The 26302-nt window shown below is 57.0% G+C and carries 19 protein-coding genes; 2 read left to right on the top strand and 17 right to left on the bottom strand.

Features of this window, described 5'->3' with window-relative positions; genetic code table 11:
- Positions 1–16: 16 nt before the first annotated feature.
- The 17 genes from NQZ67_RS12235 to NQZ67_RS12155 all read right to left on the bottom strand — a co-directional run bounded on the left by NQZ67_RS12235 (position 17) and on the right by NQZ67_RS12155 (position 23994).
- On the bottom strand, positions 17–706 hold the full coding sequence (locus NQZ67_RS12235; protein WP_257445806.1) for an SDR family oxidoreductase: 690 nt from the start codon (positions 704–706) through the stop codon (positions 17–19).
- Positions 703–1365 carry a ThuA domain-containing protein gene (locus NQZ67_RS12230; protein WP_257445805.1) on the bottom strand — a complete coding sequence of 221 codons (663 nt, stop codon included), beginning with the start codon at positions 1363–1365 and terminating at the stop codon, positions 703–705. Before NQZ67_RS12230 ends, NQZ67_RS12235 begins: the two co-directional genes overlap by 4 nt.
- Complete coding sequence (locus tag NQZ67_RS12225; protein WP_257445804.1) at positions 1362–2156, bottom strand: alpha/beta hydrolase; 795 nt, start codon at positions 2154–2156, stop codon at positions 1362–1364. The genes NQZ67_RS12230 and NQZ67_RS12225 overlap by 4 nt, the downstream gene beginning before the upstream one ends.
- Positions 2157–2180: 24 nt before the next feature.
- Positions 2181–2957, bottom strand: coding sequence for a sulfite exporter TauE/SafE family protein (locus tag NQZ67_RS12220; RefSeq protein WP_257445802.1), 777 nt, complete (start codon positions 2955–2957; stop codon positions 2181–2183).
- Between the two features lie 33 nt (positions 2958–2990).
- On the bottom strand, positions 2991–3854 hold the full coding sequence (locus NQZ67_RS12215) for a carbohydrate ABC transporter permease (RefSeq protein ID WP_257445936.1): 864 nt from the start codon (positions 3852–3854) through the stop codon (positions 2991–2993).
- A gap of 22 nt (positions 3855–3876) precedes the next feature.
- Positions 3877–4803, bottom strand: coding sequence for an ABC transporter permease (locus NQZ67_RS12210; RefSeq protein ID WP_257445800.1), 927 nt, complete (start codon positions 4801–4803; stop codon positions 3877–3879).
- 379 nt (positions 4804–5182) lie between these two features.
- On the bottom strand, positions 5183–6433 hold the full coding sequence (locus tag NQZ67_RS12205; RefSeq protein WP_257445799.1) for an extracellular solute-binding protein: 1251 nt from the start codon (positions 6431–6433) through the stop codon (positions 5183–5185).
- A gap of 178 nt (positions 6434–6611) precedes the next feature.
- Positions 6612–7898 carry a glycoside hydrolase 5 family protein gene (locus NQZ67_RS12200; protein ID WP_257445798.1) on the bottom strand — a complete coding sequence of 429 codons (1287 nt, stop codon included), beginning with the start codon at positions 7896–7898 and terminating at the stop codon, positions 6612–6614.
- Positions 7899–7952: 54 nt separating this feature from the next.
- A complete protein-coding gene (locus NQZ67_RS12195; RefSeq protein ID WP_257445797.1) occupies positions 7953–8786 on the bottom strand; it encodes a carbohydrate ABC transporter permease in 834 nt (277 codons plus the stop codon).
- Positions 8783–9673 (bottom strand): carbohydrate ABC transporter permease, encoded by an 891-nt coding sequence (locus NQZ67_RS12190; protein ID WP_257445796.1) that lies wholly within the window; start codon positions 9671–9673, stop codon positions 8783–8785. The genes NQZ67_RS12195 and NQZ67_RS12190 overlap by 4 nt, the downstream gene beginning before the upstream one ends.
- Before the next feature lie 113 nt (positions 9674–9786).
- Positions 9787–11100, bottom strand: coding sequence for an ABC transporter substrate-binding protein (locus NQZ67_RS12185; protein ID WP_257445794.1), 1314 nt, complete (start codon positions 11098–11100; stop codon positions 9787–9789).
- A 246-nt stretch (positions 11101–11346) separates the two neighbouring features.
- Positions 11347–12402, bottom strand: coding sequence for a LacI family DNA-binding transcriptional regulator (locus NQZ67_RS12180; protein WP_257445793.1), 1056 nt, complete (start codon positions 12400–12402; stop codon positions 11347–11349).
- 207 nt (positions 12403–12609) lie between these two features.
- Positions 12610–18471 (bottom strand): S-layer homology domain-containing protein, encoded by a 5862-nt coding sequence (locus tag NQZ67_RS30625; protein WP_257445791.1) that lies wholly within the window; start codon positions 18469–18471, stop codon positions 12610–12612.
- Between the two features lie 25 nt (positions 18472–18496).
- Complete coding sequence (locus NQZ67_RS12170) at positions 18497–19372, bottom strand: carbohydrate ABC transporter permease (RefSeq protein WP_257445789.1); 876 nt, start codon at positions 19370–19372, stop codon at positions 18497–18499.
- A gap of 13 nt (positions 19373–19385) precedes the next feature.
- The gene (locus NQZ67_RS12165; RefSeq protein WP_257445786.1) at positions 19386–20348 is read right to left on the bottom strand and encodes an ABC transporter permease; all 963 of its coding nucleotides are present in this window, start codon (positions 20346–20348) and stop codon (positions 19386–19388) included.
- A 27-nt stretch (positions 20349–20375) separates the two neighbouring features.
- A complete protein-coding gene (locus tag NQZ67_RS12160) occupies positions 20376–22043 on the bottom strand; it encodes a type 2 periplasmic-binding domain-containing protein (protein ID WP_257445785.1) in 1668 nt (555 codons plus the stop codon).
- Between the two features lie 964 nt (positions 22044–23007).
- The gene (locus NQZ67_RS12155; RefSeq protein ID WP_257445783.1) at positions 23008–23994 is read right to left on the bottom strand and encodes a Gfo/Idh/MocA family protein; all 987 of its coding nucleotides are present in this window, start codon (positions 23992–23994) and stop codon (positions 23008–23010) included.
- Positions 23995–24191: 197 nt separating this feature from the next.
- Between NQZ67_RS12155 and NQZ67_RS12150 the strand changes: the two genes are divergently transcribed.
- Both NQZ67_RS12150 and NQZ67_RS12145 read left to right on the top strand, forming a co-directional pair.
- Positions 24192–25121, top strand: a complete 930-nt coding sequence (locus tag NQZ67_RS12150) for an ABC transporter ATP-binding protein (protein WP_257445782.1) — start codon at positions 24192–24194, stop codon at positions 25119–25121.
- A 2-nt stretch (positions 25122–25123) separates the two neighbouring features.
- Positions 25124–26242: an ABC transporter permease gene (locus NQZ67_RS12145; RefSeq protein ID WP_257445780.1), complete on the top strand. Its 1119-nt coding sequence runs from the start codon at positions 25124–25126 to the stop codon at positions 26240–26242.
- Positions 26243–26302: the final 60 nt, after the last annotated feature.

The raw sequence follows: 26302 nt of genomic DNA, 5'->3' as shown, positions 1-26302 counted from the left end.
AATCTCCTCCCTCCATTTAGAACGGCACAGGCTCCGCAAGCTCATTCTCGAGTTTCAGCAGCGATTCGTCCGTGAAATCGGCCAGCCAGCGGCTAGCCCTAAGCGCCGCCTCTTCAGTCAAACCGAAGCCCTCCCGCTCTCCGTTCAGCGTCAGGATTCGGAATGTATAACCTCTAGGTCCTAGAGAATTGGACATGATCTTGACGGACATATGCTTGGCGGCCAGCGACATCCCGTATCCTGCGTAATCGGAGCCATGCCCCGCCGCGAAGCTGCCCCGGACATCGGAGAGGAAGCATAAACGCTTCATCCCGTCCTCCATAAGCGGCAGAAGCGCCTCGATCGTTCGAAGCGGAGCTAGCGCGTTATATTCATACATCGCCAGGACATCCTCACACGACATCCCGTCCCGCAGCCGCGTTTCCCTTCGCCTGTCGATGGCGACCACCACCATATCGATCCGCTCCATGACGCTAGCGGCCAGCTCGGAAAGCGACTGGACCGATTCGGAATCCCGCGGATCGATAGCAATCGTATGCAGCTTACGAGAATCTCCTCCAAAATCCTCATAGCGGGACCGATCCTCACCCCCTCCTTCTCCCGTGAAGGAGGCTAGCACCGTCCAGCCCTCGGATAACCAAAGCCGGCACAAGCGCTCCGCGGCCTTATGCTCGGCGCCGACGACGACGACAAACCCGGCGCTCATCCGCGCGGCTCCGTCTCTCCCGCTTCGCCCGCGCACCAGCGCAGCGCCTGGCTCAGCAGCTCCCGGTAACCGGGCTGCCGCCACACATCGGGGAAATGCCCAGGCGTTAAGACGCAAACCCGGCCAGCGCCATGCCGCTTGGTCCAGCCCGCAGCCTGCATGCCATGCTCCGAGGCGGACGTCATAAAGACGCGCGGCGAATCATCGGCCATATCCATGATGTAATGCTCGTCGTAAATCTCGATATCCGCCGAGTCTTGGACGGGGAACGGCGCTGCCGAAGGCTTAACGCCAAGCGTAATCCGGCAAGGCTCCGGATGATAAGCGAATACGCCCCCAATGAACCGGCTGAACGTCGGGTCCTCCTTGTAGCCGACGGTTCCGGCGTGAAGGACGGCGAGGCCGCCGCCTCCCGCCACGTAGTCCATAATCGCTTCCTTAATACCGGCGGTCAGCCAGGGAGACTCGTCCTCTTCGCTAGTATGGTTCAGTTTCGCGAGCACGACCGCATCCTTGTCTGCCAGCCATTCGACGGACAGCCGCGCCTCCGGCGCCAATGCTTCCAGCTCGAACCCGCTCGGGACCGCTTCCCGAAGTCCGGCCAGCACGTCGGCCGCAGGATGCCACTTGTCTCCGCATATTACTCCAATTACTTTCATGATAGATCTCCTCCCCGAACCGGCAGCCATTCGAGCACCCGGCGAATTTGTTCGTCCCAATAGTCCCATTCATGTCCTCTGCCTTCGGCCGTCTCGCAGGTCAGGTCCAGCCTGCCGCCGAATTGCCGATAGAAGGACTGGTTGATTTCGTAATTATGATCAAGCGTTCCGCAAGCTTGATAAAATTTCGGAAGCCGTACTCCCGTTCGGAGATGCTCCTCCAGCACGTGCGCCAGGTCGTTCCGGCTTCCGCTGTATTCCTCCATGGAGCCGAACGTATAATGCGCCATGCGCAGCATCATTTCGTTGTTGATCGACGGCGTCGGACCCAGCCTGTCGCGCTGGTCGAGACTGCCCGACAGGCTCGCGACAGCCGCGAATTTCTCCGGGCAGTTAATCCCCAGCTTGAAGGCGCCGTACCCGCCCATCGACAACCCTGCCACGAAGGTGTCCTCGCGGCGGCCCGACCCATGGAACAGATGCCCCACGACGGCGGGCAGCTCCTCGGACAAATAGGTGAAATACGGGAACCCGAGCTTCTGGTCGGTATAGAAGCTGTATTGGACCGATGGCATGACGACGATGACTCGTTTGTCCGCGGCGTATCTCTCGATCGAGCTGAAGCGATGCCAGCTTGTATGATTGTCCGATCCTCCATGCAGCAAATAGAGGACCGGGTATCCGTCGGCCGGCACCTCCTTTCCCGCGCTTGACCGTTCGGGCGCAATGACCTGAATCGTGCTGGCGAGCGCCAGCACCTCCGAATAGAACTCGACTTGCATAAAAGCCATGACGACCCACTCCCCTGCAAATGTTTAGAATAGCAACAGCGTCGCCCCCAGCATCGGAATGGTAACCATCGACACCTTCAGCATGGCACTCGGCAGGCGCTTCGTAAATTTGGCCCCGATGTACGAGCCCGCCGTGATGGCAGCCAGCACGACGGCAAGCAGCTTCAAATCCAAATGGCCGGAGCCGTAAAATCCCGCGCCGCCCGCAACCGCGATCGGAACGATGACAAGCATGGTCGTTCCAGCCGCTTGCGAAACTTTCATCTTCATGAACGCCATCAACGAAAGTTGGATGAACGGCGTCGCTCCGACGCCGAACAAGCCGGACAACGCGCCGCAAGCCAATCCGATGACGCCTCCCTTCAGCCACGGCAAGGGACGTCGCCCCTCCCCCGCCGCAGCCGTCTCTCCCGGAAGCGGAGCCTCCGCTTTCATCCGACCGACCGCGTACATGCGCAGCCATAACAGACCGGAAGAAAGGTATAAGACGGCTGCCGTCATGTATTGCAGCGCTCCTTCGTCGATTCCAACCGATATCCGGGAGCATATCCAGGCTCCGCATGCGCCGAATACGCCAACGACAAGCCCGTTCCGCAGCACGATGTTGCCCTCCCGGTAATGGCTGATCGTTCCGGATACGGACGAGAAGATCATCGCCGACAACGCGGTTCCAAGCGCGGTATGGAGCGGCAGGCCGAATATCGTCGTCAGGATCGATATAATAAAGCCCGAGCCGCCGGCGCCGACAAATCCAAGGAGCAGCCCCGCCGCGAACATCGCCAAAAAAATACCCAAAAACAATATGTCGTCCATCTCCCTTGGGGCTTGCTCTCTTTATCCTTTAATGGATCCGATCATGGCACCTTTGACGAAATGCTTCTGCAGGAACGGATACACGAGCAAGATCGGCAGCGTCGCAAGAAGTATAGACGCCGAGCGGACCGTAAAGGCCGACACATGAATTTGGTCGCCGTTCGGACCGTTGCTCGAGCTTTGCACCGCCTGGTCGATCAAATTACGCAGAACGGCCTGAAGCTGCCATTTCTCCTTATCCGTAATATACAGGATGGTGGAGAAAAAGTCGTTCCAGTATGCGACGGCCATGAACAAGCCGATTGTCGCAAGCACCGCCTTTGACAGCGGCAGCACGATTCGGAAGAAGACGGTCAAATCGTTTGCCCCGTCTATTTTGGCCGCCTCCTCCACCTCCTCGGGCAAACCGACGAAGAAGCTTCGCATCACGAATATATGGAAGGCGGATAACGTGCCGGGGATAATAAGCGCCCACAACGTATCCAGCATGCCAAGCTCCTTGAGCAGCAAATAATTAGGCACAAGCCCGCCGCTGAAGAGCATCGTGAACAAGATCAAAAAGGATACGGCCATTCTTCCTTGCAGCCTGTTTTTTGAGATCGCGTACGCTGTCGCCGCCGTAAGAAAGGTACCGATGAGGGAGCCTAATATCGTGACAACAATAGACACCCGGAATCCAGACCAGAACGACGTATCTCCAAGCACCGTGATATAAGCATCCCAAGTGAAGCCCTTCGGAAGCAAATACAAGCCTCCGAGCGCCGTCAGCTTCGGATCGCTCAACGACGCCATCGCGAGATACCAGAACGGATAAATCATGGCCGCTATGAGCAGCAGCATGATCGAATAATTGATAATGCCGAATAATCGTTCGCCTCGCGACATGCCAGTCAATGCCGTCCCCTCCTCACCATAGCCCGTTCTGACCGGACTTTTGCACGATTTTGTTCGCCGTGTAGATCAGGGCAAGCGAAATGACCGATTTGAACAAGCCGGCCGCGGTAGCCAGGCTGTAATTGGCGCTCTGTATGCCGACCCGGTACACGTACGTATCGATAATATCCCCCACATCATACACAAGCGGATTGTACAGCAGGAACACCTGCATGAATCCCGCTTCCAGTATGCTGCCGAGATCGAGAATCATCAGGATGAGAATGACGGAACGGATCGACGGCAGCGTGACATGCCACATTTGCCTGAATTTGTTCGCCCCGTCCACTCTCGCGGCTTCATACAGGTCCGGGTTAACCCCGGACATCGCCGCCAAATAGATGATGGTGCCCCAGCCCATCTCCTTATAGATGTGAGTGCTGACCAGCAGCGTCCGGAAATACTCCGGGATGATCATGAAATTAACCGTCTTCATGCCAGCCGCGCTCAGGACGTAATTCACGACTCCGTCAACCGGATTCAGGAACGCGACGATAATGCCCGTGAAGATAACCCACGACAAGAAATGCGGCAAGTAGAGCACGGATTGCGTAAATCTCTTAAAAAATCCGTTGCGCAGCTCGTTAAGCAGCAGCGCGAGAATGATGGGCGCCGGGAAGCCGAATACAAGCTTGTATAGGCTGATTAGAAACGTGTTGCGGAATATTTGAATAAAATCGGGCGTTCGGAACAAACGCTCGAACTGGTCAAGTCCTACCCATGGGCTGTCGAATACGCCAAGAAGAATGTTGTAATCCTTGAAGGCGATCACGATGCCGTACATCGGCACGTATTTGAACAAGAAGATGAGGAACAGCCCCGGCAGCATGAGCAAATACAAATATTTGTCGCGCTTCATATACTTCCAGCGATTCGCCGCTGATATCGCGCTTCTGGCCATCCTTGTTCACATCCTCGGAAATTAATTTTATATCATGTTCTACCTCTTATAAGGCTCGATGTTTTCTTTGTACCATGCGGCGAACCGCTCCCGCTCCTCTCGCTGCGATTGGTACAGAAGATTCGCTTCCTCTTCCACTTGCTTGCCGCCCTGCTTGTAGAACTGCTCCACAAAACTGTCGAAAGCGCCGATATCGAGGTTGCCGGCAATAATGCCGTAGAAGGTTTCGTCTCTTAGCTTGATCAAGTCCGCCGAATATTCGGACCATTCCTTTCGGTTCGATGATTTGAAAAACACGATTTTGTCCCTCATCGGCTGCGAGGTTTCGATTCTTCGATCATACAGCTCGATGACCTCCGGCGTGTTTTTGATATTCGCTTCATCCTTGCGCGTAATGATCCACGTATAGTTGTCGAGGCCGAGTTGCTTCCCCTTGTCTTCGTCGATCAGGTTGACGAATACGCCGTTGTCCAGCTTGTAATGCTCCCCCTTCCTTGCCAAACTTGATCAACGTGTTCGTCTCCTTCGAAGCGATCTGGTTCAGCACCTGCACGACCGCCTCCGGCTCTTCGGCCGCGCCGGTTACCGACACGAAGCTCCAGCCTTTGCCGTCCGACGGCACGTCCGCGGAGAAGCCGGCCGGCCCCTTCATCGGCTCGAGGGCTATATATTCCCCGCCCGGATTTATTTCCTTGAACGACATCTGCTTCGGATGACCCTCATTGAGGAAAGACACCCAGTAATAGAGCGAACCAACCTTACCTTCGGCGAACAGATCGCCGGCGCTTACGTTCGGCGTTACCATTCTCGGATCGATGACGCCTTCCGCGTACAGCTCTTGCAGCTGCTTCAGCGCGTCCTTCACTTCCGGCATCGTCGCGCCGTATTTCACCGTTCCGTCCTCCTGAACCAGAAACTGGTCGACATCGACGCCGCGCGAATAGAAGAACGGAGCGAATGCCCGCCAATCATGGTCTCCGACAAAGCCGTAGGTGTCCCGCTCGCCGTTGCCGTCCGGATCCTCCGTTGTGAACGCTCTCAAAACTTCGATGTATTCATCGATCGTAGTCGGCACCGGAAGCTGCAGCTTATCGAGCCAATCCTTCCGCAGCATCGTCGTCATGGAGCCCAGCTCGGCCACGTCGCCGGGCACTCTGAACATCTTCCCGTTATCCCAGCTGTAGAACAGGGTATCCTCGGTATAATAGTTGAGGATGTTCTGGCCATGCCTCTGCAGATGCGGGACAAGATCGACCAGCACGCCCGCTTGAATCCAGCTGGCGTATTCCTTCTCCATATCCGAGTGCCATAGAATGTCCGGCATGCTCTTGCGGTCGCCCATCATCAAATTCAGCTTCGTTTTGTAATCGCTCCAGCCCGGAAGGAACATATTCTCCATATCGACCTTTCGGTTCAAGCTGGCGGACAGCTCCTCCTCCAGCGCCGTCTCTACCCAGGCATCGGGCGTCTTGGGACCGCCCATCAGCGTAATGCTTACGTTCAGCGGTCCCGTGCCTGCCTCCGCTCCGTTCGGACGATTGCCGCCGGCAGGCTCGCTCGTATTGGTGCAAGCGGCAAGCATCACGGCGAGCAAGGATAACGGCAGAAGCTTCGACTTCTTCTTGATCATTCAATTTCCTCCCTTTTCTCTCGTTCTGCTCCCATTATAAGAGAGGGCGATCGGACAAAACGTCCCCTTTCTTGAGATCATTTAGGGCGATTATTGCTGTCTTCAATACCGGGAAACAGCAGACGAAAGGCCGGCTTGGCATCTCGTCTTCGAAACGCCAAGCCGGCCCTGCCAGCCGCTACGGGTTAAATGGATCCGAACGATAAACGGCGGAGTAACCTCCTGCCGCGCCGTCCACATTATGGGCTCTAACCCGGTAATAAGCGGGTTTCGTATGAATGCGCGTCGGGTCGATCCACGACTCGGCATAATCCGCGGGCCTCCGGTCATAAACGGTCGTCCATGGGCCGCCCTCTCCCTCGAAGGACCTCTCGAGCGTATAGGAAGCACCTCCGACGACTCCTTTGAAGCGTACGGCGCCTTCGGCGGACAATATTTCCGGCTCGCGCGGAATCGAATGCCCCGGAACGTCCAGCCCCCGCATGCGGAACAAATGCTCTCTTAGCTTGCCGATGCGCGATGTCAGCTCGCCGTTAAAGGCCGTTCCAGGGTATTGAACGGAGAACCCGTCGAAATGCTGGACATAGCCTCCGTTGTCCCCATGCGGGAAGAGCGACCAGAACAACGTGCCCGCCACCGTCGGCTCGCCTTCCGCCGCGGCCAAGAAAGAGTCCAGATCCGCATCCGGCCAGCCGTATTCGCCTTGAATGTACACCTTGCCCGCTTGATCGACCTCACGAGCGTCGGCGACCGTCTCTTCCGCGTTCGCGGGATAATAATGCACGTCGAGAATATCCAGACTGCCGATGGCGAGCTTGTCGCGATCGAGCCCGAACTGCTTGCCGTGGGCAACGAGATGGTTGCCGTCGAGGCCTTTGATATAATCGGCGATCTCCTCCACCCACGCGGCAGGCGCGTCATTCAGCTCGTTGCCAAGCTCCCAGGCCAAGATCGTCGGATCGTTCTTGTACGTGATGCCGGTGAGCGTATTTACCCGGTTAATGATAGCGGCAATATGCAGCTTGAATAGGTTGATGCAGCCGGGCAAGCGATAGAAATCTTCCGCGTTGTCCGAGCCTTCCCATCTGGCGAAGGTGAGCCTGCCGCCATGGTAGTAATCCCAGTTGCATACGAAAGGAATAATGAGCTTCAGTCCGCGTTTCCCCGCCTCATGGATGGCAAAGTCGATTCGTCGAAGCGCTTCTTCATTAAAGACGCCCGGCTCCGGCATAATGGCCTTGGGATGACCGTGCGATGCGCCGAGCGTATGCGAACGCACGACGTTCGCTCCCATCTCAAGCGCCGTGTCGAGCGCGTTCACGACCCGGTATTCGGTCGGCCAATCCACGCCGCCGACGTTCTCGTCGAGGCCTAGCCAATAAATGTTCGGACCGGCGAAGCGGAACGGCTTGCCGCCATGCATAAGGCGCGAGCCTTCCCTGGTTACGAATGAGTTCGAATGCAATGTCATCCATCCTTGCTGTTAAGTAGTAGGAGTAATCGGGTCATGCCGGCGTCTCTAGCCTTTCACGGCTCCGTTCATGACGCCGGAGAAAATATATTTCTGAAGGAACAAGTACAGCAGCACCGTCGGAATCATGATGATGAGAATGGCCGCGCAGATGAAGCCCCACTGCGCTTGGTTGTTGCCCGCAAACCGCATGATCGAGGTCGAGACGACGACCAGCTCCTGCTTCGGCATGTAGAGAAACGGGATATACAGCTCGTTGTAAATATTGATCGTCTTCAAGATGACGAGCGTCGCGGTCGCCGGCCCAAGCAGAGGGAAGATGATGCTTCGATAAATGCGGAACAGGCTTGCGCCGTCGATCATGCCGCTTTCGTCGAGCTCGTACGGAATGTTCCGGATGAACTGCAGATAGATGTAGATCTGGATGACGTCCGCTCCGATGAACAGCAGGATCGGCGCTGACAGCGAGTTGTACAGTCCCATCGACTGAATGAGCGAGAACACCACGACCTGCGTCGTAATCGTCGGGATGATCGTCGCGAACAGGAAGGCGCCGAGAATAACGTTTTTCCCTTTGAAATCGAACCGGCCGAGCGCATAAGCGACCATCGTGCCGAGCAGCACGTTCCCGGCCAAGGAAGCCGCTACGATAATGAATGTATTGGAGAAAGCCTGAAGAATGTTCGCGCGCTCCATGACCGTCGCGAAATTATCGAAGTTCAGGAAGCTTGCCGGAAGCGCGAATGGCGAAGCCCCTTCGTCCGGTCCCTTAAACGCGTTGACGAATACGACATAGGGAGGGAAAAAGACGGCGAACGCGCCGATGATCAGCAGGACGTATTTGAGCGTTTGCACCGGATCCCATCTTCTAGTTGTTGTCACGCCTTATCCCCTCCTTTGCCGATAACCGCGTTCTGAATGCCCAGCAAGAGGGCCGTGATAATGAGAAGCACGACGCTCATGGCCGACGCGAGCCCGAAGTTGTTGAATTGGAAAGCCGTTTCGATCGTCTTCATGAGGAAGGTCTCGCTCGCTCCTGCCGGGCCGCCTTTGGTCAAGACGAACGGCAAGTCGAAAACGGCGAGCGCCCCGCTGATCGTCAGGAACATGTTCAGCTGAATAATTTTGGTCAGGTTCGGAAGCGTCAGATGCCATAGCGTCTGGAACCGGCCCGCTCCGTCGATTTTCGCCGCTTCGTACATATCGCCCGGGATAGACTGCATGGCGCCGAGATAGATGACCATGTTGTAGCCCATGAAACGCCACAGACCGATAGAGGCGAGCGAGAAGTTGACAATCGACTCGTTGCCGAGCCAGCTCTGCTGCAGCGACTCCAGCCCGAGGCACCCGAGCAGCGCGTTCAGGGAGCCGTTCGTCGTGTCGAACACGTACTGGAACATGAAGGCGACGGCGACGGCGTTCATTATAAACGGCAGAAAGAGCATGACGCGGAAGCCGTTTCTGCCCCGTAATTTCGAATTGAGGATGACCGCGAACAGGATCGCGATAATATTTTGGATGATGCCGATAATGACGTATGGAATTTGGTTAAGAAACACGCCGAACAAGTCGGGATTGACGAATACTTCCTTATAATTGTCGAAGCCGATCCAGCGGCTCGAATCGCTGATGCCGTCCCAATCGGTGAAGCTTTGAACCACCAGCCGGACGGCCGGATAGTAGGTGAACAAGGCTAGCAGCGCAAGCGGGAGCGCCAGAAAGCCGATCAAGATGATTTTTCTCTGCGTGCTGTAGGACAGGTTGTTCATAGGTCCACTCCATTCCTTCCATTCCCGGACGCCGCCGCGGAGTCCGGGCAGCCGGCTCTAGCCCGGCTGCTCGCTCCTTTCGTTCGGCCAAGCTTCCTTCGGCCTAGATGGCCTTACTCGCCGAGCGCTTTTTTCGCCTTTGCCCAATCCGCGTTGTATTTGTCGAGAATGCTTTGCGGATCCTTGGACAGGACGAACTCCTGCACGAGCGCTTCCTTGACGATCTGAGCTTTGTTGACGATTGCCGTTACCTTCTCGTCGTCCGCCACCGCTTCGATGTAAACCGGGTTATAGCTGTTGAATTCCGCCAGCTGCGGCACGTTCGGTTCTTTGTCCTTCAGTACAGGGATGAAGCCCGCGAAGTCGTCGTAGCCGGATTCCTCCACCATCCATTTCACGAATGCTTTGGCCGTTGCCAAGTTCTCGCTGTCCTTATTGACGCCGTATGCCCAGTCTGGAGCCAGGGCGACGTTGATCTTACCCGAGTTGTCGTACGGCAGCGGGAAGAATCCGACGTTATCCGATGTCGTGCCGCTCGACGCGACCTGCGGAATGACCCAGTTGCCCAGCATGTACATGGCGAACTTGCCGCTTGCTACGTCTTTCTTCGACTGCTCCCAGTTCGTCGAGTTGACGTCCGGCTCCAGGTAGCCCTTCTCGTACATCGTGCGAATGATCGTGAGCGCTTGGCCGTAGGCGTTGTCCATCTGGTAAGGAGCGTCCGAAGCGCCGCGCTCGTTGTTCAGGTTCGCGTTGCCCGCGATGGAGGAAGCGACCTCGGAAGCCCATGGATACAGCGGCCATTGATCCTTGAAGTTCGAAGCCAGCGGCACGACGCCGCTTCCTTTCAGCTTCTCGGCGGCTGCGTAGAACTCGTCGAGCGTCTGCGGAATTTCCGTAATGCCCGCGTCTGCGAACGCTTTCTTGTTGTACACGATGCCCGTCGTCGTCGCGCCGGCGGAGATGCCGTACACCTTGCCTTCGTACGCCTTGTAATCCTTGAAGTAAATGCGGTCGTTCAGGCCGAGATCATCAAGCGGAGCAAAATATTTCGGCAAATCGGAATTCGGAATCGTAGGAATGAGGACGACGTCCGGGAATTCGCCGGAAGACATGCGGATCTTGATCGTCTTGTCGTGATCGGTTACCGCTTCGAATTTCACTTCGGCGTTCGGGTATTTCTCTTTGAAACGCTTAGCGTAGTCGACGTACTCCTTGTCGACCATGTCCGTGCGGTTCGTCAGGAACGTGATCGTGCCGCCGATCTCTTCGCCTTCCGCGCCTCCGCTCGACGCTTCTTCGCTTGCGGCTGGCGTCGCTTGGTTGCCGCCCCCGGTATTGCTGCCGTTGTTGTTATTGCCGCCGCACGCCGCCAGCGTCATGGCCAGCATCACGATGCTAAGCAGCGTCAACATGGACTTTCTCATTGTGAATCCCCCTCGTATCGAATAATATCGCTTACACCGTAATATTAACATACGTAAACTTTTGTTTCAACTATTTTTAATTTTTAATAAAAAATATAATTCAACAAAATTTCTAGAGTTAAAATCACTGCTGCAGCGGCGATGGAGACGGGTACGCGGGCTAGGTTGTCGCAAAAAAAGCCGAGCCCGCACGGTTGTCGTACGGCTCGGCTTTTCAAAAGATTCGGTTATTTGAAATCTACACACTTACTCGCTCGCAAGCTCAAGTCTGCGCACCGACTCCCGCTCCACCAGCTCGGTGGACAGCATCACGAGTCCCGGCGTCACTTGCGGATGGCGGATACGCCTTAGGATAAGCTCCGCCGCCCGGGCGCCGATAGCGGCTTTCGGTACCTTGACCGTCGTCAGATTCGGACGCAGCAGCTTCGCCAGCGTCGTATCGTCGAAGCCGACGATCGACACGTCGTCAGGGCAGCGAAGACCGAGCTCTCCCAGACGTTTGATCGTCTCGAAGGCCGTCAGGTCGTTGGCGCAGAACATGCCCGTTATCGGGGCCGCTTGCTTCACGCTGTCCTCGATGCCTTGATCGAGCTCGGGATGCGTGTACATACCGGTACCCGACACCCCGATGCCGCCTATCTGCTTCGCCCACACCGGATCGCCGCAGCTCTTGGCGTAATCCGTCACCGCTTCGCGGAAGCCGCGGTAGCGCTCCTTGAAGCTCCAGGTCGTATCCGGATCGCCGACAAACGCAACGTGGCGGTGCCCCTGCTCAAGCAAATAGGTCGTCGCCTCGTACGCTCCGAGATAATTGTTCGCAAGCACATGATCGAGCTCCGGATCATGAGAATTCGCGTCCAGCATAATAAACGGAAAATGCTTGTCCTTCAAAGCGTCGATATAGTTTTGCGGCAGGTGGCCCATGACGATCGCGCCGTGCACCTTATGATCCTCGACCGTGGACAGCAGACCTTCCTTCGGCGGCTGAGAAATATCGATGCTCGACAGCAGCATGCTGAAATTGTGCTCCAGCAGCTCCTTCTCGATCCCCTGAATGACGTTTCCCCAATACTCCATATCGTCGAGGTAAGCTCTCGGCATAATGACGGCCATCATGCCGCTGCTCACTTCGATATCGAATTTTCTCGGCTTCTTGAACCGGTAGCCCATCTCTTCCGCCGTCTTCCAGATCGTTTCCTTCGTGCCCTCGTTCACGGCGCTGTCCCCCGACAACGCCTTGGACACGAGCGCCTTCGACACGTTCAACCGGTCCGCGATCATCTGAAGCGTAACCTTGTTCATTCCGACTTCCCCCATCTCTGCTCAACTGCTATAGCCTTATAAGCTCTCGAAGTAGTTCCCGATGCGATTACACTAATCTCTTATACCTTATAAAAAAATTCAACAAATTTCAACTGTAAATAAAATTTATGTACGCTTTTTCGATGTCACCTATATAAAAGAAGGAGCCGCCGTAACGAATTCGGCAGCTCCTCCTCTACAATTGGCTTATTGCACCAGTCTATGGATGACTTGCGCGCTATGCGCCCTTGTCGCGGTGCCTTGTGGCTTGAAGCGGCCCATCTCGTCGCCCTGCACCAGCTCCAGAGCGTACGCGACGTTCACCGCGTCCTTCGCCCATTCGCTAATTTCACCGCCGTCGACGAAGATGGCGTCCTCCTCCGCGACAAGCGGCTCGCCAACGATGAGTTCCGCAGCCCGCACGAGCATGACCGCCATTTCTTCGCGGGTAATGGTGACCTCCGGCGCGAATAAGTTCCCGCCGCGCCCTTGCACGATGCCATACTCCGCCGCTGCCGCAACCGCGCCCGCATACCAGCTATCCGCAGCGACATCGGCGAAGGCGGGCTCTTCTTCGCCATCAGCCTGCAGACCAAGCGCGCGTACGAGCATGGCCGCGAATTCGGCTCTCGTCACGCTGCCGCCCGGACGGAACTCATCGAACGTAACGCCCTGAACGATGCCCATCGCCGCAAGCTCCTTCACCGCATGGCTTGCCCAGTGCGTATCCGCAACGTCTTGGAAGGACTTGCTATAGCTTAAAACGCCATATTTGCTGAAGTGCTGAACGGCCGCAACGATATAGCCGTCTTCCGTCAGTCTTCCCGCGTATTCGATATCGCCATTATCGCTAATGTAATAGATGCCCGTAAACCCGTCTGCTCCCTTGGCGTCCTTAAGAAGCTTAACCATTACAGGCGATGCCAGCTCGGAGAGCTCCGCGGCTTCTCCCGCAGCGTCTATGACGCGCAGACTGAACTCGTAGACATGGCCTGCCGACTTGATGACGGCGCCGCGCTTCTCGGCCGCTTCGTCCAGCAGCTGACCGTAGGCATCCGTCTCCAGCTTCGTCATCGCGATTTCGATCGATGCGTCCGCAAGCTCGCCCTCGGAAACAAGTCCCGCCAGCTGCTCCAGCACTCCGGCCGGAATCACAAGCTCGGCGCCTCCAGCTTGCACGCGCAGCTCGTTCTCGCCGATCCAACTCGCAATATCCGCCGGAATGCGCACGCCGGCTTCATTCGCCGTCAGCGCCATTTCGCCGTCCTTCATGGAAGCCTGTATCTGCGCCTTGGTGTAAGGCTTCGGCTCATCTGAAGCTCCCGGCATAATCACGCCGCCGCCCCCGGTGTTACCGCCGTTGCCATTGCCGTTATCTCCATCGCCATTGCCGCCGCCGTCATCCGGCAAATCGCCGGTACGCACGAGCTCGACGTCGTCGACTACGATCCACATGCCTGCTGGAGAATCGGAATGAATACCGATAGTCAGCTTGCCCTCGGTTACTTCGATGCCGCTAATCTTCTGCTGCACCCAAGTCGATTCGCCCGCTTCGATCGCTTCGACAAGCTTGGCGCCGCCGTAACCGGAAGCCGTCAGCTCGGCTTTGGTCTGGCCGCCCTTGGAACGCGTCCACGCCCTAAGCTCATACACGCCGTCCTTCAGACCGGTTACTTCCTGCGATGTGGTCACCACGTATGCCGCTTCGTTCCAGTGCGCCAGCTGATAGTCGCCGCTATGGCTCGAAGCCGAGGCTTCCACCTTCGCCGTACCGTCCGTCACCGGTTCGCCGGACGCATCGACGCTCTCCCACTGGTCCGCCAGCAGCGCTCCGGTGCTCACATCGGCCGTAAAGCTCTCGAAGCTGCCGTTCGCCGCGTAGTTGATGTCGCCGATCCGGCGAAGCTCCACGTCGTCCACGCCAATCCAGAAATCGCCTGCTACGTTCTTCGAACGGAATGCTATTGTAAGCGTTCCATTCGTCACGGCGATATTCGTAAGCTTCTGCTGAACCCAAGTGCCTTCGCCCGGTTCAATCGCCTCTACGACCGCATCGTCGTCGTCCGAGCGAACCGACATTTCCGCAAGCTGCGGATTGCCAGTCTTGGATTGCGTCCATGCCGTTACTTCATAGATTCCCTCGCTCAGACCCGTTACCGTCTGGGAGGTAATGGCTTCGTAAGGCCCTCCGTTATAATGCACCAGCTTGTAGTTGCCTGTCCGAGCGTTGCCTTCCAGCTTCACTTTGCCGTCCGTGACCGCTTCGCCTGCCGCGTCGACATGGCTCCAGCCTTGCGGCAGCAGAGGCCATACGCCTTCCTGCGCGACTACCTCAAAGCCGCCGTTGACGGCATAATTGGTCGTATCAACCGGAGGCTCCTCTTCACCTCCGCCCGGTGTCTCCTCCTGATACGTATTGCCCGGCACGTCTACGTTGACGGTAACCGTATCCGATACGACCGCCGTCTCGTCATACAGCTCGACCGCCGCCTTAATGACGCGTTCCTCGCCGTTCACCATGCGCGGAATATCGTATGTCCAGTTTCCTTCGCTATCCGCGAGCGCATAGAACTTCTGCTGGCCGACCGCGATAGCCACATATTCATTGGCAGGCCCCATGCCTGCAACCGTATAAGGGAATGCCGTTACGGAAGCTCCGTCCTGCGCCTCGATCGAAACCTCGGATGACGCAAGCCGCGCCTCGAAGTCCGCGCCGTTAATGTCGTCGATATAGACGGTGCCCGACGTTTCGCGGGTTACGCCCTCATCTTTGTTAATGTACGTCGAGAACGCGATAATCTTCTTGCTGACGTCCGGCGTCGCGTTCGGATCGCCGCCGTACCAGCCCGGATGCCTGAACTTCGAGAACGGCACGTACACGAGGCGGGCGTCCGTTCCTTTGATCGTCGTCGACGTCTCCCAATACTTCCCGTCCTCCGTCGTAAACTGAATGACGAGCTTGTTGCGGGAATCGTCCGGCTTGAACCACATGGAGAAGCCGTCGTAGCCATTCAGGCCGAGATAGTTCGGACTTAGCGTCGCGCCCGCGTAACCCGCTGCGGCAACGTCATAGTCCAGCTTCAATCCATAAGCGCCCTCCGACTTATGCTCGCTCGTCAGCGAGACGTCGAACTGTCCGCCGCCCGTGTTGCGGCTGTATGCCTTCTGCACGAGGGTATCGTAGCCGCCGTAGCTCTCGTAATTATCCAGCTTCGTGGAGCTCGCGACGCGGATATTGTCCAAATAAACGGTTCCCGCATTCGCGGTGGCTGCCGCATCCGAGCTCACGTACAACGAGAACTCGCGGACGTCGCTCATGTCCATCGCTTCGACCGGCGTATCCCATTCGGGCTGCGCGAACTCGTCGTATTTGACCTGAATCGTCTGTCCTTCCGTGCCGTTCAGCGTCTTAACCGCTTCCCAGACCGAGTTGTCGGCCAAGCGGAATTGGAACGTCAGCTTGTTGCCCGAGCCATCGCCCTTCACCCACGCCTGGAGCGCGTCGAACGAAGACAAGTCCGTTCCCGCCAGCGTTTTCGTGACGCCTGCATAGTAGTTAGCGCCGAATTCGTAGTCAAGCTGCATGCCGTAGCTGCCGTTGCTCTTATGCTCTGTCGTAATCGACGGCTCGATCGTGTCGCCGACGGCGTTGACTGTAAAAGCAGCCTTCAGCGACTCATCCTTGCCAAAATAATACTCCGCATCCTCCAGCACGTTAACCGGAGGCTTGTCGGTCAGCGGAATCATGTTGACGCCGTAGCCGAGCTCCACTCGGGAGACAGCCGCTCCGGCGCTTTCACCATCAGCAGGGAAAATCACCTTCAAATATCGCGTTCCCGCGTCCACCGCGAAGTCGGAATAGATCGTTGTCCCGCTTCCTTCGCCGCCGACATCGCGTTGAACCGCCGGAACCGTATCCGTGAAGTGAACGCCGTCCAGCGAAACGGCGAATCGCAGCAGCTCCGCGCTCGCCTCTTCACGGCCAACCACGCGGTAGGAGTTGATATCGCCGCCCGTGCGGTACAGCACATAGCCTTCCTCGCCGTTCCCGGAAATCAGGCCGTCTTCCGTAACCGTCAGATTCTCGCTCAAGCCGTCCGGCAATGCGGTGAATTCCTCGTCGACGACAAAGCCATTCCGCTCGATCACAGGCAGCGGCATATGCCCTTCGCCCTCATAGATATACTCTAGATCGACGCGGTCGATCCGCAGCGAAGAATTGCCCGGAATAAGCAGCTTCACGAACCTCGTGCCTTCCGGCAGCCCGGTCAGCGTATACGTCTTGCTTCCCGCTTCGCCGGTTACGGCGATGGCGGACTCCTCGACGGTTACGAATCCGCCGTTGCTCGCGGAGGCCATGAACTGCGAAACGCCCGTTCCGAGCGTCGTCACGGTCAACGACTCGATCGGCACCGGCGACCCGTAGGTCAAGTAGCCGAATTCAGGGCCAGCGACCAGTGCTTTGAAGCCTTGACCCACTTCATTCCATACATCCGCCTGCGTCGTGAGATTGGCGGAATGATCATACGCGTATACCTTGCGTTTCTCGTTATCGTTGTACAGCAAGCTGAGCTCGTCCGTGATGACGTGCTTCGCCGTCGTCTCCACGACATTGGACCATTCGGATTGGCCGCTTTCGTTGACGCCTCTTACCCGGTATTGGTACGTCGTGCCGGTGATCGCCGTCTCGTCATGGAAAGCCGGCGTTCCCGCCCGGCCGCCGTCCGAGAAGCTTGCCGCGACGGTCGTCCAGTCGGCGCCGTTCTCCGAGCGCTGCACCTCGTAGCCTGCCGCGCCGACGGAGCCGCGCCACTTGATGTTGCCGACCGAGTCGATCGGGAACAGCACCGGCGTCGTCTCCGGAGCCTTAATCGGCGGCACCGGCGTTGTTTTGCCCGGATCATTCGCATCCATGAAATGCGCGTACTTGTACACCGTGCGGATGATGTTCGTCTCGTCGTACCAGTCTCCCGAAGAGAAGCCCGGCCAATGGTAGGACGACCAGTTGCCCGGATCCTCGTCATGCCAGTAGAAGCCGCCGTCGTCCTTATGCGGACGCAGGCTCCAGATCAGAGCTCCGCTAGTTCCGTTCTGCAAGGCCGCGTTAAACAAGGCGTCTACGGGAGCCGCTTTCGTATATAAGCCGAATTCGCCGAGAATATAAGGCTTCTTGCCCGCCGACATCGCCCGGTCCGCATTCACCTTATCGATGAAGTTACCCGTATAGAAGTGGTTGCCCACAACGTCGATATTAGGGTCGGTCAAAGAGTCCGGATGAATGCCGAACCGCCCGTCAAGCACCAGCTGCTTCGGCTCCTGCTCCTGCATGAACGCCGCCATCTCCGTCGTCCACGCCTGCGGAAACTTGTCTTGGTTGTAGCCGCCCAGCTCATTTCCCGTCTCCCAGGCGAGAATGGCGGGATCGTCCTTGTAGGTTACGCCCGTTATCGTATTCACCCGGTTCATTGTGTATGCGATCACTTGCTTGAAATCGGACTTGATCCGCTCGTCCGTATAAAAGTTCCAAGCATCCGGATCATTGGCCGCGTCGCCGCTGATCGGATAGCCGCGGAACACGGCGTAGCTCTCGATGCCGCCCGTCCACTGCCACTGGTCGACGAACGGCAGAATGACGCGAACGCCGTACTTGTTCGCCAGGGCCAGGAATTGGTCCAGCTTGCGGAAGCTGTCCTCGTTGAATTGCATGACGCCGTTCGCGTCCGGTCCCTGCACGTGTGCCGTGGCGGCGTTCGAATTGTCGTACTTCTTCACCGACAGCACGTACACCCGCGTTACCTTGCCGCCCATCGCCGCGATCGTGCGGATCGCGTCTTCCTGCGCGAACGCCGTATCCCCCACGCCGCCCGGATAGTTGAGCGATGCGAAGCGGTACTCCTCTCCGCCTTCGAGCAGCTTGTCTTTGCTTACGGGATCCACCGTAATATAACCGTCCAGAACCGACGTCCAATCGCCGCCGGCTTCTTCCTCTGCCGCATAGGCGGAAGCCCCTGCCAGGGTCTGGAGCATGAGCGCCATGAGCGCCAGCAGGGTCATCGTTTTTTTGAACACCTCGTTGTCCTCCTTGTTGATTCAATTAACCTTTCACCGACCCGATTAACGCGCCCTTCACAAAATGCTTCTGCAGAAACGGATACACCGCCAAAATCGGAATGCTCGACACGATAATCGATGCCATCTTGATCGTAAATTCGTTGACGTCGCCCTGGTAGCTGATCGAGATGCCCGCCTGCGCGATCGCGTTCGACGTGTTGCTAATCAGATCCTTCAGCACCATCTGCAGCTGCCACATGTCCTTCTCCGTCACGTACAGCACCGAAGAGAAGAAATCATTCCAGTACCACACGGCGATGAACAGGCCGATCGTCGCGAGCACCGCCTTCGACAGCGGCAGCACGATGCGGAAGAAGACCGTCAGGTCGTTCGCCCCGTCGATCTTCGCCGCCTCCTCCAGCTCCTCCGGAATGCCGCGGAAGAAGCTTTGCATGACGAAGATGTTCCATGCTCCGATCGCAGACGGTAAGATAAGCGCCCAATACGTGTCGATCATGTTCAGCTCCTTCACCAGCAGGTAAGAAGGGATGAGTCCGCCGCTGAACAGCATCGTGAACAGGATAAGGAAGGAGAATATCATCCGTCCCCGCAGTCTTTTCTTGGAAATGGCATAAGCCGTAGTCGCCGTCAGGAACGTGCCAATGACCGTGCCCCCGACCGTCGAGATGACCGTCACCTTGAAGCCGGACAGGATGGACACGTTCTGCAGCACCGCCTTGTAGGCCGCGAGCGAGAAGCCCGCCGGCGTCAGGAAGAAGCCTCCGTCCGCGACGTATGCCGAATCGCTGAACGAACCCATGATCATATACCAGAACGGGTAGATCATAAGCAGCATCACGACGATAAAAAAGAGATAGTTGAGGACGCTGAATACTTTTTCCCCGGTTGTCAGTCTCATGCGAATGCCCCCTTCACCATAGTCCGTCCTGTCCGCTCAGCTTCACCAGCTTGTTGACCGTCACGATCAGCACCATCGCCACAAGCGACTTGAACAGGCCGACCGCCGTCGCGTAGCTGTAATTCGCCTCCTGAATGCCGACGCGGTACACGTACGTATCCAGAATGTCGCCGACGTCGTAGACGAGCGGGCTATAGAGCAGGAACACCTGCTGGAACCCGGCTTCCAGGATGTTCGCCAAGCTGAGAATGACGAGAATAAGAATAACCGGGCGGATTGCCGGCAGCGTCACATGCCACATTTGCTGCCCTTTGTGGGCGCCGTCGATACGCGCCGCTTCGTATAAGTCCGCGTTCACCCCCGCAATCGCCGCGAGATAAATGATCGTCCCCCATCCGACCTCCTTGTACACGTCGCTGACGACGAGAATGGACCGGAAGTAGTCGCTGCTGCCCAGGAAATCGATCGGCGCGCCGCCGAACCGCGTAATGATCGTGTTGATTAGCCCATCCACCGGGTTCAGGAACGAGATCAGAATGCCGGAGAAGATGACCCATGATATAAAATGGGGCAAATAAATGACGGACTGCGTAAACCGTTTGAACACCAGGTTTTTCAGCTCGTTCAGCAGCAGCGACAGCACGATCGGAATCGTGAACGACGCGGCCAGCTTGTAGACGCTGATGAGCACCGTGTTTCGCAATATTTCGTAGAAATCCGGCGACCCGAAGAGACGGGTGAACTGGCCCACGCCCACCCATTCGCTGCCTCCCACTCCCTTGAAAATGTTGTAATCCTGAAAAGCGATGACGATGCCGTACATCGGCGCGTACCGGAACAGAAGGATTAAGAGCATGCCGGGGATAAGCAGCAGATACAGATACTTATCCCGGACAAGATCCTTCCACAGCGGTCTGCCGGAGGCGGCTGCCGTTACGCTCTTATTCGTTGATGCTTCCGCTTGGATCGTTTCCACTCCGCTCACCCTTTCCGGCAGCCCGGCTTATTTGAACGGCTCGATATTTTCTTCGTACCAAGCCTCGTATTGCACGTATTCCTGCTGCTGCTTCTCGAACAGGCCGGCCGCTTCCTCGTCGATTTGCTTGCCTCCCAGCTTCTCGTACTGCTTCACGAAATCGTCGAACGCGCTGACCGGCTTCTTGCCCGTAATGATCGACCAGAACAGCTCGTCGCGCACCTTCTTAATGTCGGCGGAATATTTGTCCCACTCCGGACGGTTCAGCGCCTTGAACACGACGATCTTGTCGCGCATCGGCTTCGACGTCTCGATCTTGCTCTCGAACATCGCTGTAACTTCCTCCGTATTTTTGATATTCGCCGCGTCCTTACGCTGGACGTACCAGCCGAAATTGCCGAGGCCGAGCTTGTTGCCTTCGTCCGGCGTGATCGTCGGCGTGAAGACGCCGTCCTTCATCTCGTAGTGCTCGCCTTCCTTGCCGAACGTGAACAGCTTGAACGTCTCCGGCGTCGCCATCGTGTTCAGCACCTGGACGGCGCCGTTCACGTCCGTCGTGTCGGTGATGACGAGGTAGCACCAGCCGATGCCCGGATCCGGTTGATCGGAGGCGAAGCCGCTTGGTCCCGCGACGGGATCGATGGAGATGTATTCGCCATCGGGATTCAGCTTTTTGAACGAAACCGCTGCGGTATTACCCGGGTTGAAGTAGTCGACAAAGCGATAGAAGGAGCCGACTTTGCCCGATGCGAACACGTCGTTCACCTTCTCGTCGTCGCTGTTCGCGGCGGTCGACATGCGCGGATCGATGACGCCTTCCTTGTACAGCGTCTGCAGCAGCTCCAGCACGGTTTTCACCTCCGGCATGACCGAGCCGAACTTGACGGTGCCGTCCTCTTGCTTAATGAAGTTTTCGACGTCGATGCCATAGGCGTAGAAGAACGGCGTCAACGACCGGTAATAGTTGTCGCCGGACAGACCGTATGTGTCCTTCTTGCCGTTGCCGTCCGGATCTTCGTTCGTGAACGCGCGGAGGACGGCGACGTATTCGTCCAGCGTCTTCGGCTCCTGCAAGCCGAGCTTATCCAGCCAGTCCTTGCGGAGAATCGTCGTCATGTAGCTGGCTTCCGGCACGTCGCCGGGAATCCGGTACATTTTGCCGCTCGAATCCCAATGGTAGAACAACGTTTCCTTCGTATAGTAATTGATGATTTCCTGGCCATGCTGCTGGAGCGCCGGCGTTACGTCCTGCACGATGCCCGCGTCCACCCACTTCGAGAATTCCTTCGTGTCGCCCGTCCACAGAATGTTCGGCCGCGTATCCTTGGCGCTCATGAGCAGATTGATCTTCGTGTTCAGCTCCGACCAGTCCGGCAGGAACACCGGCTTCACGTCGACCTCCCGCTGCAGCTTGGCGCTCAGCTCGCTCTCGAGCGTTTTCTCCGCCCACGAGTCCGGCGTCTTCGGTCCGGCCATCAGCGCCATGCTGATCGCGAGCGGCTCCTTCGTGCTGCCGGCGTTGTTTCCGTTTGCCGCGTCTGTGGCGCTCGCACCTTTGTTGCCCGCGTTATCCGCGTTGCCGCTGCCGTCTCCATTGCTGCCTCCGTTGCCGCCATTGCCCGAGCATGCCGACAGAGCCATCACCGCCGCGAGCGTCAACGCCGCTACCGCTTTTCTTTTCCGCAACTTGCGCATCCTACATCCCCCACTTCATTTCATTTGCAAGCGATCTTGTGTGCGTTTCAACATTTTTTAATGTTTACGCTTACATTTAATTTTGATTATATTTGTTGAAGTGATTTTTGTAAACAATTAATTTAACAATACTTGTTTTGTTGAAATTAGTTGAACATTTGAAAGGGAACTCGCTCCTCATCACCCGCCATTAAGGCGATTAAGCGTGCCAGGAACGTCTATTGCTCCTCGGGGTCGCAGTTTGGAGCGAATAAGCGTGCCAGAAACGTCTATTGCTCCCCGGGGTCGCAGTCTGGAGCGATTAAGCGTGCCAGGAATGCCTATTGCTCCTCGAATTCGCAGACTGGAGCAATTAAGCGTGTCAGAAACGCCTATTGCTCCTCGGAGGCGCAGTCTGGAGCAATTAAGCGTGTCAGAAACGCCTATTGCTCCTCGAATTCGCAGACTGGAGCAATTAAGCGTGCCAGGAACGCCTATTGCTCCCCGGAGGCGCATTCTGAAGCGAATAAGCGTGTCAGAAACGCCTATTGCTCCTCGGAGGCGCAGTCTGGAGCAATTAAGCGTGTCAGAAATGCCTATTGCTCCTCGAATTCGCAGACTGGAGCAATTAAGCGTGCCAGGAACGCCTATTGCTCCTCGGAGTCGTAGTCTGGAGCAATTAAGCGTGTCAGAAACGCCTATTGCTCCCCGGAGGCGCATTCTGAAGCGAATAAGCGTGCCAGGAACGCCTTTTGCTCCTCGGAGGCGCAGTCTGGAGCAATTAAGCGTGTCAGAAACGCCTATTGCTCCCCGGAGGCGCATTCTGAAGCGAATAAGCGTGCCAGAAACGCCTATCCGGGCTGGAGCAGCTAACCGGAGCGAAGCACCGACCAGAAAAAAAAGCCGCCGCGAGGCGCAATCGCCTTCGCAGCAGCTTTTTAATCCGTGCCGTTCCTTACCGGAACTTCGAACTTCAAATCTAAATCTATGGCCGCCCCGCCTTATACCCGCGCAGCAGCTCGTCCATGACCCGGCTCGTCCGCATCGCGCTTTCGCCCTTGCTGGGGCTCGGCGCGCCGCCGCGCAGCTCGTCGACGATCAGCTGGATGAGCGGCTGCTGGATGTGCAGCGGCTTCTCCATCTCAATGACCTCTGTGCCTGCCGCCGTCACCACCTCGATGCGGTCGTTGCCAAAGGTCGAGAACACGATCTTCCCTTTGCTCCCGACAATTTCATTCCTGTCGCAATAATCGTATGCGCTGAAGCACCAGGTTCCCGTCGCCTGCGCGCCGCTCTCAAAGACAAAGCTTCCCGTCACGATGTCCTCGACCGCGTACAAGCCCGCCTGATTGCCGGCCGCGCCTTGTACCGACCGAATCGGCCCGAGTAGGAAGTCCATAATGTCCAGCGTATGGCTGGCCAAATCGACGAACAGTCCGCCTCCGACTACAGCGGGATCCAAGCGCCACGGCAGCTCTGCCGCGCCGGCCTCCACCCGCGCGGGCTGGTATTGCGTCATGGACAAAAACCGGACTTCGCCGACGGCGCCGCTCTCTATCAGCTCTCTGATCCGCAGGAAGTAAGGCAGCGCCCTTCGATAGTAGGCAATGAATAACGGCACGCCTCGCTCCTTGCAAGCCGCGATCATCTCTTCGCACTCTTCGCCGCTTAGCGCCATCGGCTTCTCGACGTACACCGGCTTCCCGGCCTCCGCGCATTTGATCGCGAATTCTTTATGAGATGACGGCGGCGTCGCCACGTACACCGCGTCCACCTCGGGATCCGCGATCAGCTGGTCCGCGTCGTCATACCATTTCGGTACGCCATGTCTCGCCGCATAGTCGGCCGCCAGCTCGCCGTTCCTCCTCATGACCGCGACGAGAGAGCTGCCTTCCGCCTTCTGAAACCCGGGGCCGCTCTTCACCTCGGTGACGTTGCCGCACCCGATGATCCCCCATTTTATCGTCTTCATCCTCGCTTCACTCTCCTTCGTTCTATCCAATCCATCTTCTACATAAATTCGATACGATGCGCCCGAACCCTCTTGAACTCGGTCTCCAGACGGAGAAGACAGCATTCTCGGGACGGTAATCGGCAGCCTTTTTTAAGAGTACAATGTGACTTAGACAGGACTAATGAGGATGTTTATTAAAAAGGAGTGATCCAGCGATGCCCGTACTCGAGGTGAACCGGCTGCGCAAGTCGTTTGGCGACGTGAGAGCCGTGGAGGAGATCAGCTTCTCCGTCGAGCCTGGCGAAATATTCACCATTATCGGCCCGAACGGAGCCGGCAAGACAACCACCTTAGAAATGATCGAAGGCCTGCTGCCCCCCGACTCCGGCGACATTCGGTTCGGAAGCTTAACCTGGGTCAAGGACGAGGACCGCATCAAAAGGGAAATCGGCGTGCAGCCTCAATCCAGCGCGCTGTTCGATCTGCTCACCGTGCAAGAAAATTTGGAGCTGTTCGCGACCTTCTATCCTCATGCCCGCCCGGCCGCGGAGGTCATGGACATGATCAGCTTAACCGACCAGCGGAACAAGCATGTGAAGAAGCTGTCCGGAGGCCAGAAGCAGCGGCTTGCGATCGGGCTCGCGATGATCAACGATCCGAAAATCATTTTCCTTGACGAACCGACGACCGGTCTCGATCCTCAAGCGCGCCGCAACATATGGGACATTGTGCTGAAGCTGAAGCAAATCGGCAAAACAACGATCCTTACCACTCATTACATGGAAGAAGCGGAGAAGCTGAGCGACCGGGTCTGCATCGTGGATCAAGGCAAAATCGTCACCCTGGACACGCCCGCCGCGCTGATCGATAGACTGACGAAGGAACGCGAGGTCCGGCTGTCATTCCTTGACGGCGCGACAGCCGCGGCGGAGACGGAGCAAGCGGCAAGACAGAACGCTGCCGTCGTCCGCACCGAGCTCGAAGGCGCTTCGCTCAAGCTATGGACGACGAAGCCGGAAGAGACGCTGTACGACTTGTTCGGTTTTACGAAGGATAAAGGCTACCGCGTCGAACAAATTTCAATTCGGGAAATGAGCCTGGAGGATGTCTTTATCGCGTTCACGGGCAAGGAATGGAGGGATTAGGGGTGGCCGCCAAACAATTCGCAAGCATGTTCGCAGCTCAGGTGAAGATGATGTTCCGAGACAAGCAGACCTGGTTCTGGAGCGTGTTCTTCCCCGTCATTCTAATGATTCTGTTCATGATCATCTTCGGAGGAGGCGGCTCGGGGAACTTCAAGGCGACGATTGCCGTGGCGGACCCTTCCCCGAACGCTTCCTCGGCCATGCTGCTTGAGCAGCTGAAATCCATTCCCGTGCTTGAAGTAAAGGACGAACAGCCCGTCTCGATCGAGCAGGGTAAAGAATGGGTCGAGAACGAGGACGTCGACGCGCTAATCGTCCTGCCCGGTCAAGAAGGCGTATCCGATGTCGGCCTGTACGTCAACCGGGCCAATGAAGCCGGCGCGACAACGCAAGCGGTATCCAGCATCCTGAATACGCTGGTTCAGCAGGCTAATCTCTCAGCCGTGGGCGCGACCGCGACCTACTCCGTCAGCATGGAATCCATTACTTCCGCCGCGGATGACGTGAAATACCAGGACTTCCTGCTGACGGGCATGATTGGCTTGTCCGTGGCGCAAGGCGGACTGTTCGGCATGGTCGAGATCGTCGATATGCGTAAGCGCGGCCTTCTGAAGCGGATGCGCATGACGCCGGCCAAGATGGGCTTATTCGGCCTCGCCGGCATGTTCGTCAGGCTGATGCTCGGCATCATCCAGATCGTGTGCCTCGCGTTGGTCGGCGTGTTCGCGTTCGGCGCAACGCTGCATATTAACGTGTTCAGCCTGCTGATCGCGTTCATTGTCGGTGCGCTTGTGTTCAGCGCAATGGGATATCTCTTCTCCTCCTTCAGCAAGACGATGGAAGCCTACATGGGCATGGCGAATATCGCGAGCATGCTGATGATGTTCCTGAGCGGCGTGTTTTTCCCCGTCAACACGCTGCCCGATTGGCTCCAGATCGTACCGAAGCTGCTGCCGCTCACCTATTTCGTCGATGGCATGCGGGACGGCTTAATCTACGCGAACGGCATCCTGTCCAGCACCTTCTGGATGGGGATCGGCATCATGAGCATCTGGGGCATCGTCTGCTACCTGATCGCATCCGTCGTCTATAAATCCAAGTCGATCGCGGCGACGAGATAACAAAAAACGGCGTTCGGATGGTTCAAAGCCCATTCGAACGCCGTTTTTTTATAACAACAA

The organism is Paenibacillus soyae (assembly GCF_024623455.1).
Classification (GTDB): domain Bacteria; phylum Bacillota; class Bacilli; order Paenibacillales; family Paenibacillaceae; genus Pristimantibacillus; species Pristimantibacillus soyae.
The sequence above is the reverse complement of the archived record's forward strand: the minus strand, read 5'-3'. Positions and strand labels throughout refer to the sequence as shown.

Excerpts from the sequence above, each read along its gene's own strand:
- NQZ67_RS12160 (WP_257445785.1), bottom strand. The coding sequence starts at position 22,043 with ATGCGCAAGTTGCGGAAAAGAAAAGCGGTAGCGGCGTTGACGCTCGCG.
- NQZ67_RS12205 (WP_257445799.1), bottom strand. The coding sequence starts at position 6,433 with ATGATCAAGAAGAAGTCGAAGCTTCTGCCGTTATCCTTGCTCGCCGTG.
- NQZ67_RS12235 (WP_257445806.1), bottom strand. The coding sequence starts at position 706 with ATGAGCGCCGGGTTTGTCGTCGTCGTCGGCGCCGAGCATAAGGCCGCG.
- NQZ67_RS12215 (WP_257445936.1), bottom strand. The coding sequence starts at position 3,854 with ATGTCGCGAGGCGAACGATTATTCGGCATTATCAATTATTCGATCATG.
- NQZ67_RS12155 (WP_257445783.1), bottom strand. The coding sequence starts at position 23,994 with ATGAAGACGATAAAATGGGGGATCATCGGGTGCGGCAACGTCACCGAG.
- NQZ67_RS12150 (WP_257445782.1), top strand. The coding sequence starts at position 24,192 with ATGCCCGTACTCGAGGTGAACCGGCTGCGCAAGTCGTTTGGCGACGTG.
- NQZ67_RS12210 (WP_257445800.1), bottom strand. The coding sequence starts at position 4,803 with ATGGCCAGAAGCGCGATATCAGCGGCGAATCGCTGGAAGTATATGAAG.
- NQZ67_RS12185 (WP_257445794.1), bottom strand. The coding sequence starts at position 11,100 with ATGAGAAAGTCCATGTTGACGCTGCTTAGCATCGTGATGCTGGCCATG.
- NQZ67_RS12180 (WP_257445793.1), bottom strand. The coding sequence starts at position 12,402 with ATGAACAAGGTTACGCTTCAGATGATCGCGGACCGGTTGAACGTGTCG.
- NQZ67_RS12190 (WP_257445796.1), bottom strand. The coding sequence starts at position 9,673 with ATGAACAACCTGTCCTACAGCACGCAGAGAAAAATCATCTTGATCGGC.
- NQZ67_RS12225 (WP_257445804.1), bottom strand. The coding sequence starts at position 2,156 with ATGGCTTTTATGCAAGTCGAGTTCTATTCGGAGGTGCTGGCGCTCGCC.
- NQZ67_RS12170 (WP_257445789.1), bottom strand. The coding sequence starts at position 19,372 with ATGAGACTGACAACCGGGGAAAAAGTATTCAGCGTCCTCAACTATCTC.
- NQZ67_RS12230 (WP_257445805.1), bottom strand. The coding sequence starts at position 1,365 with ATGAAAGTAATTGGAGTAATATGCGGAGACAAGTGGCATCCTGCGGCC.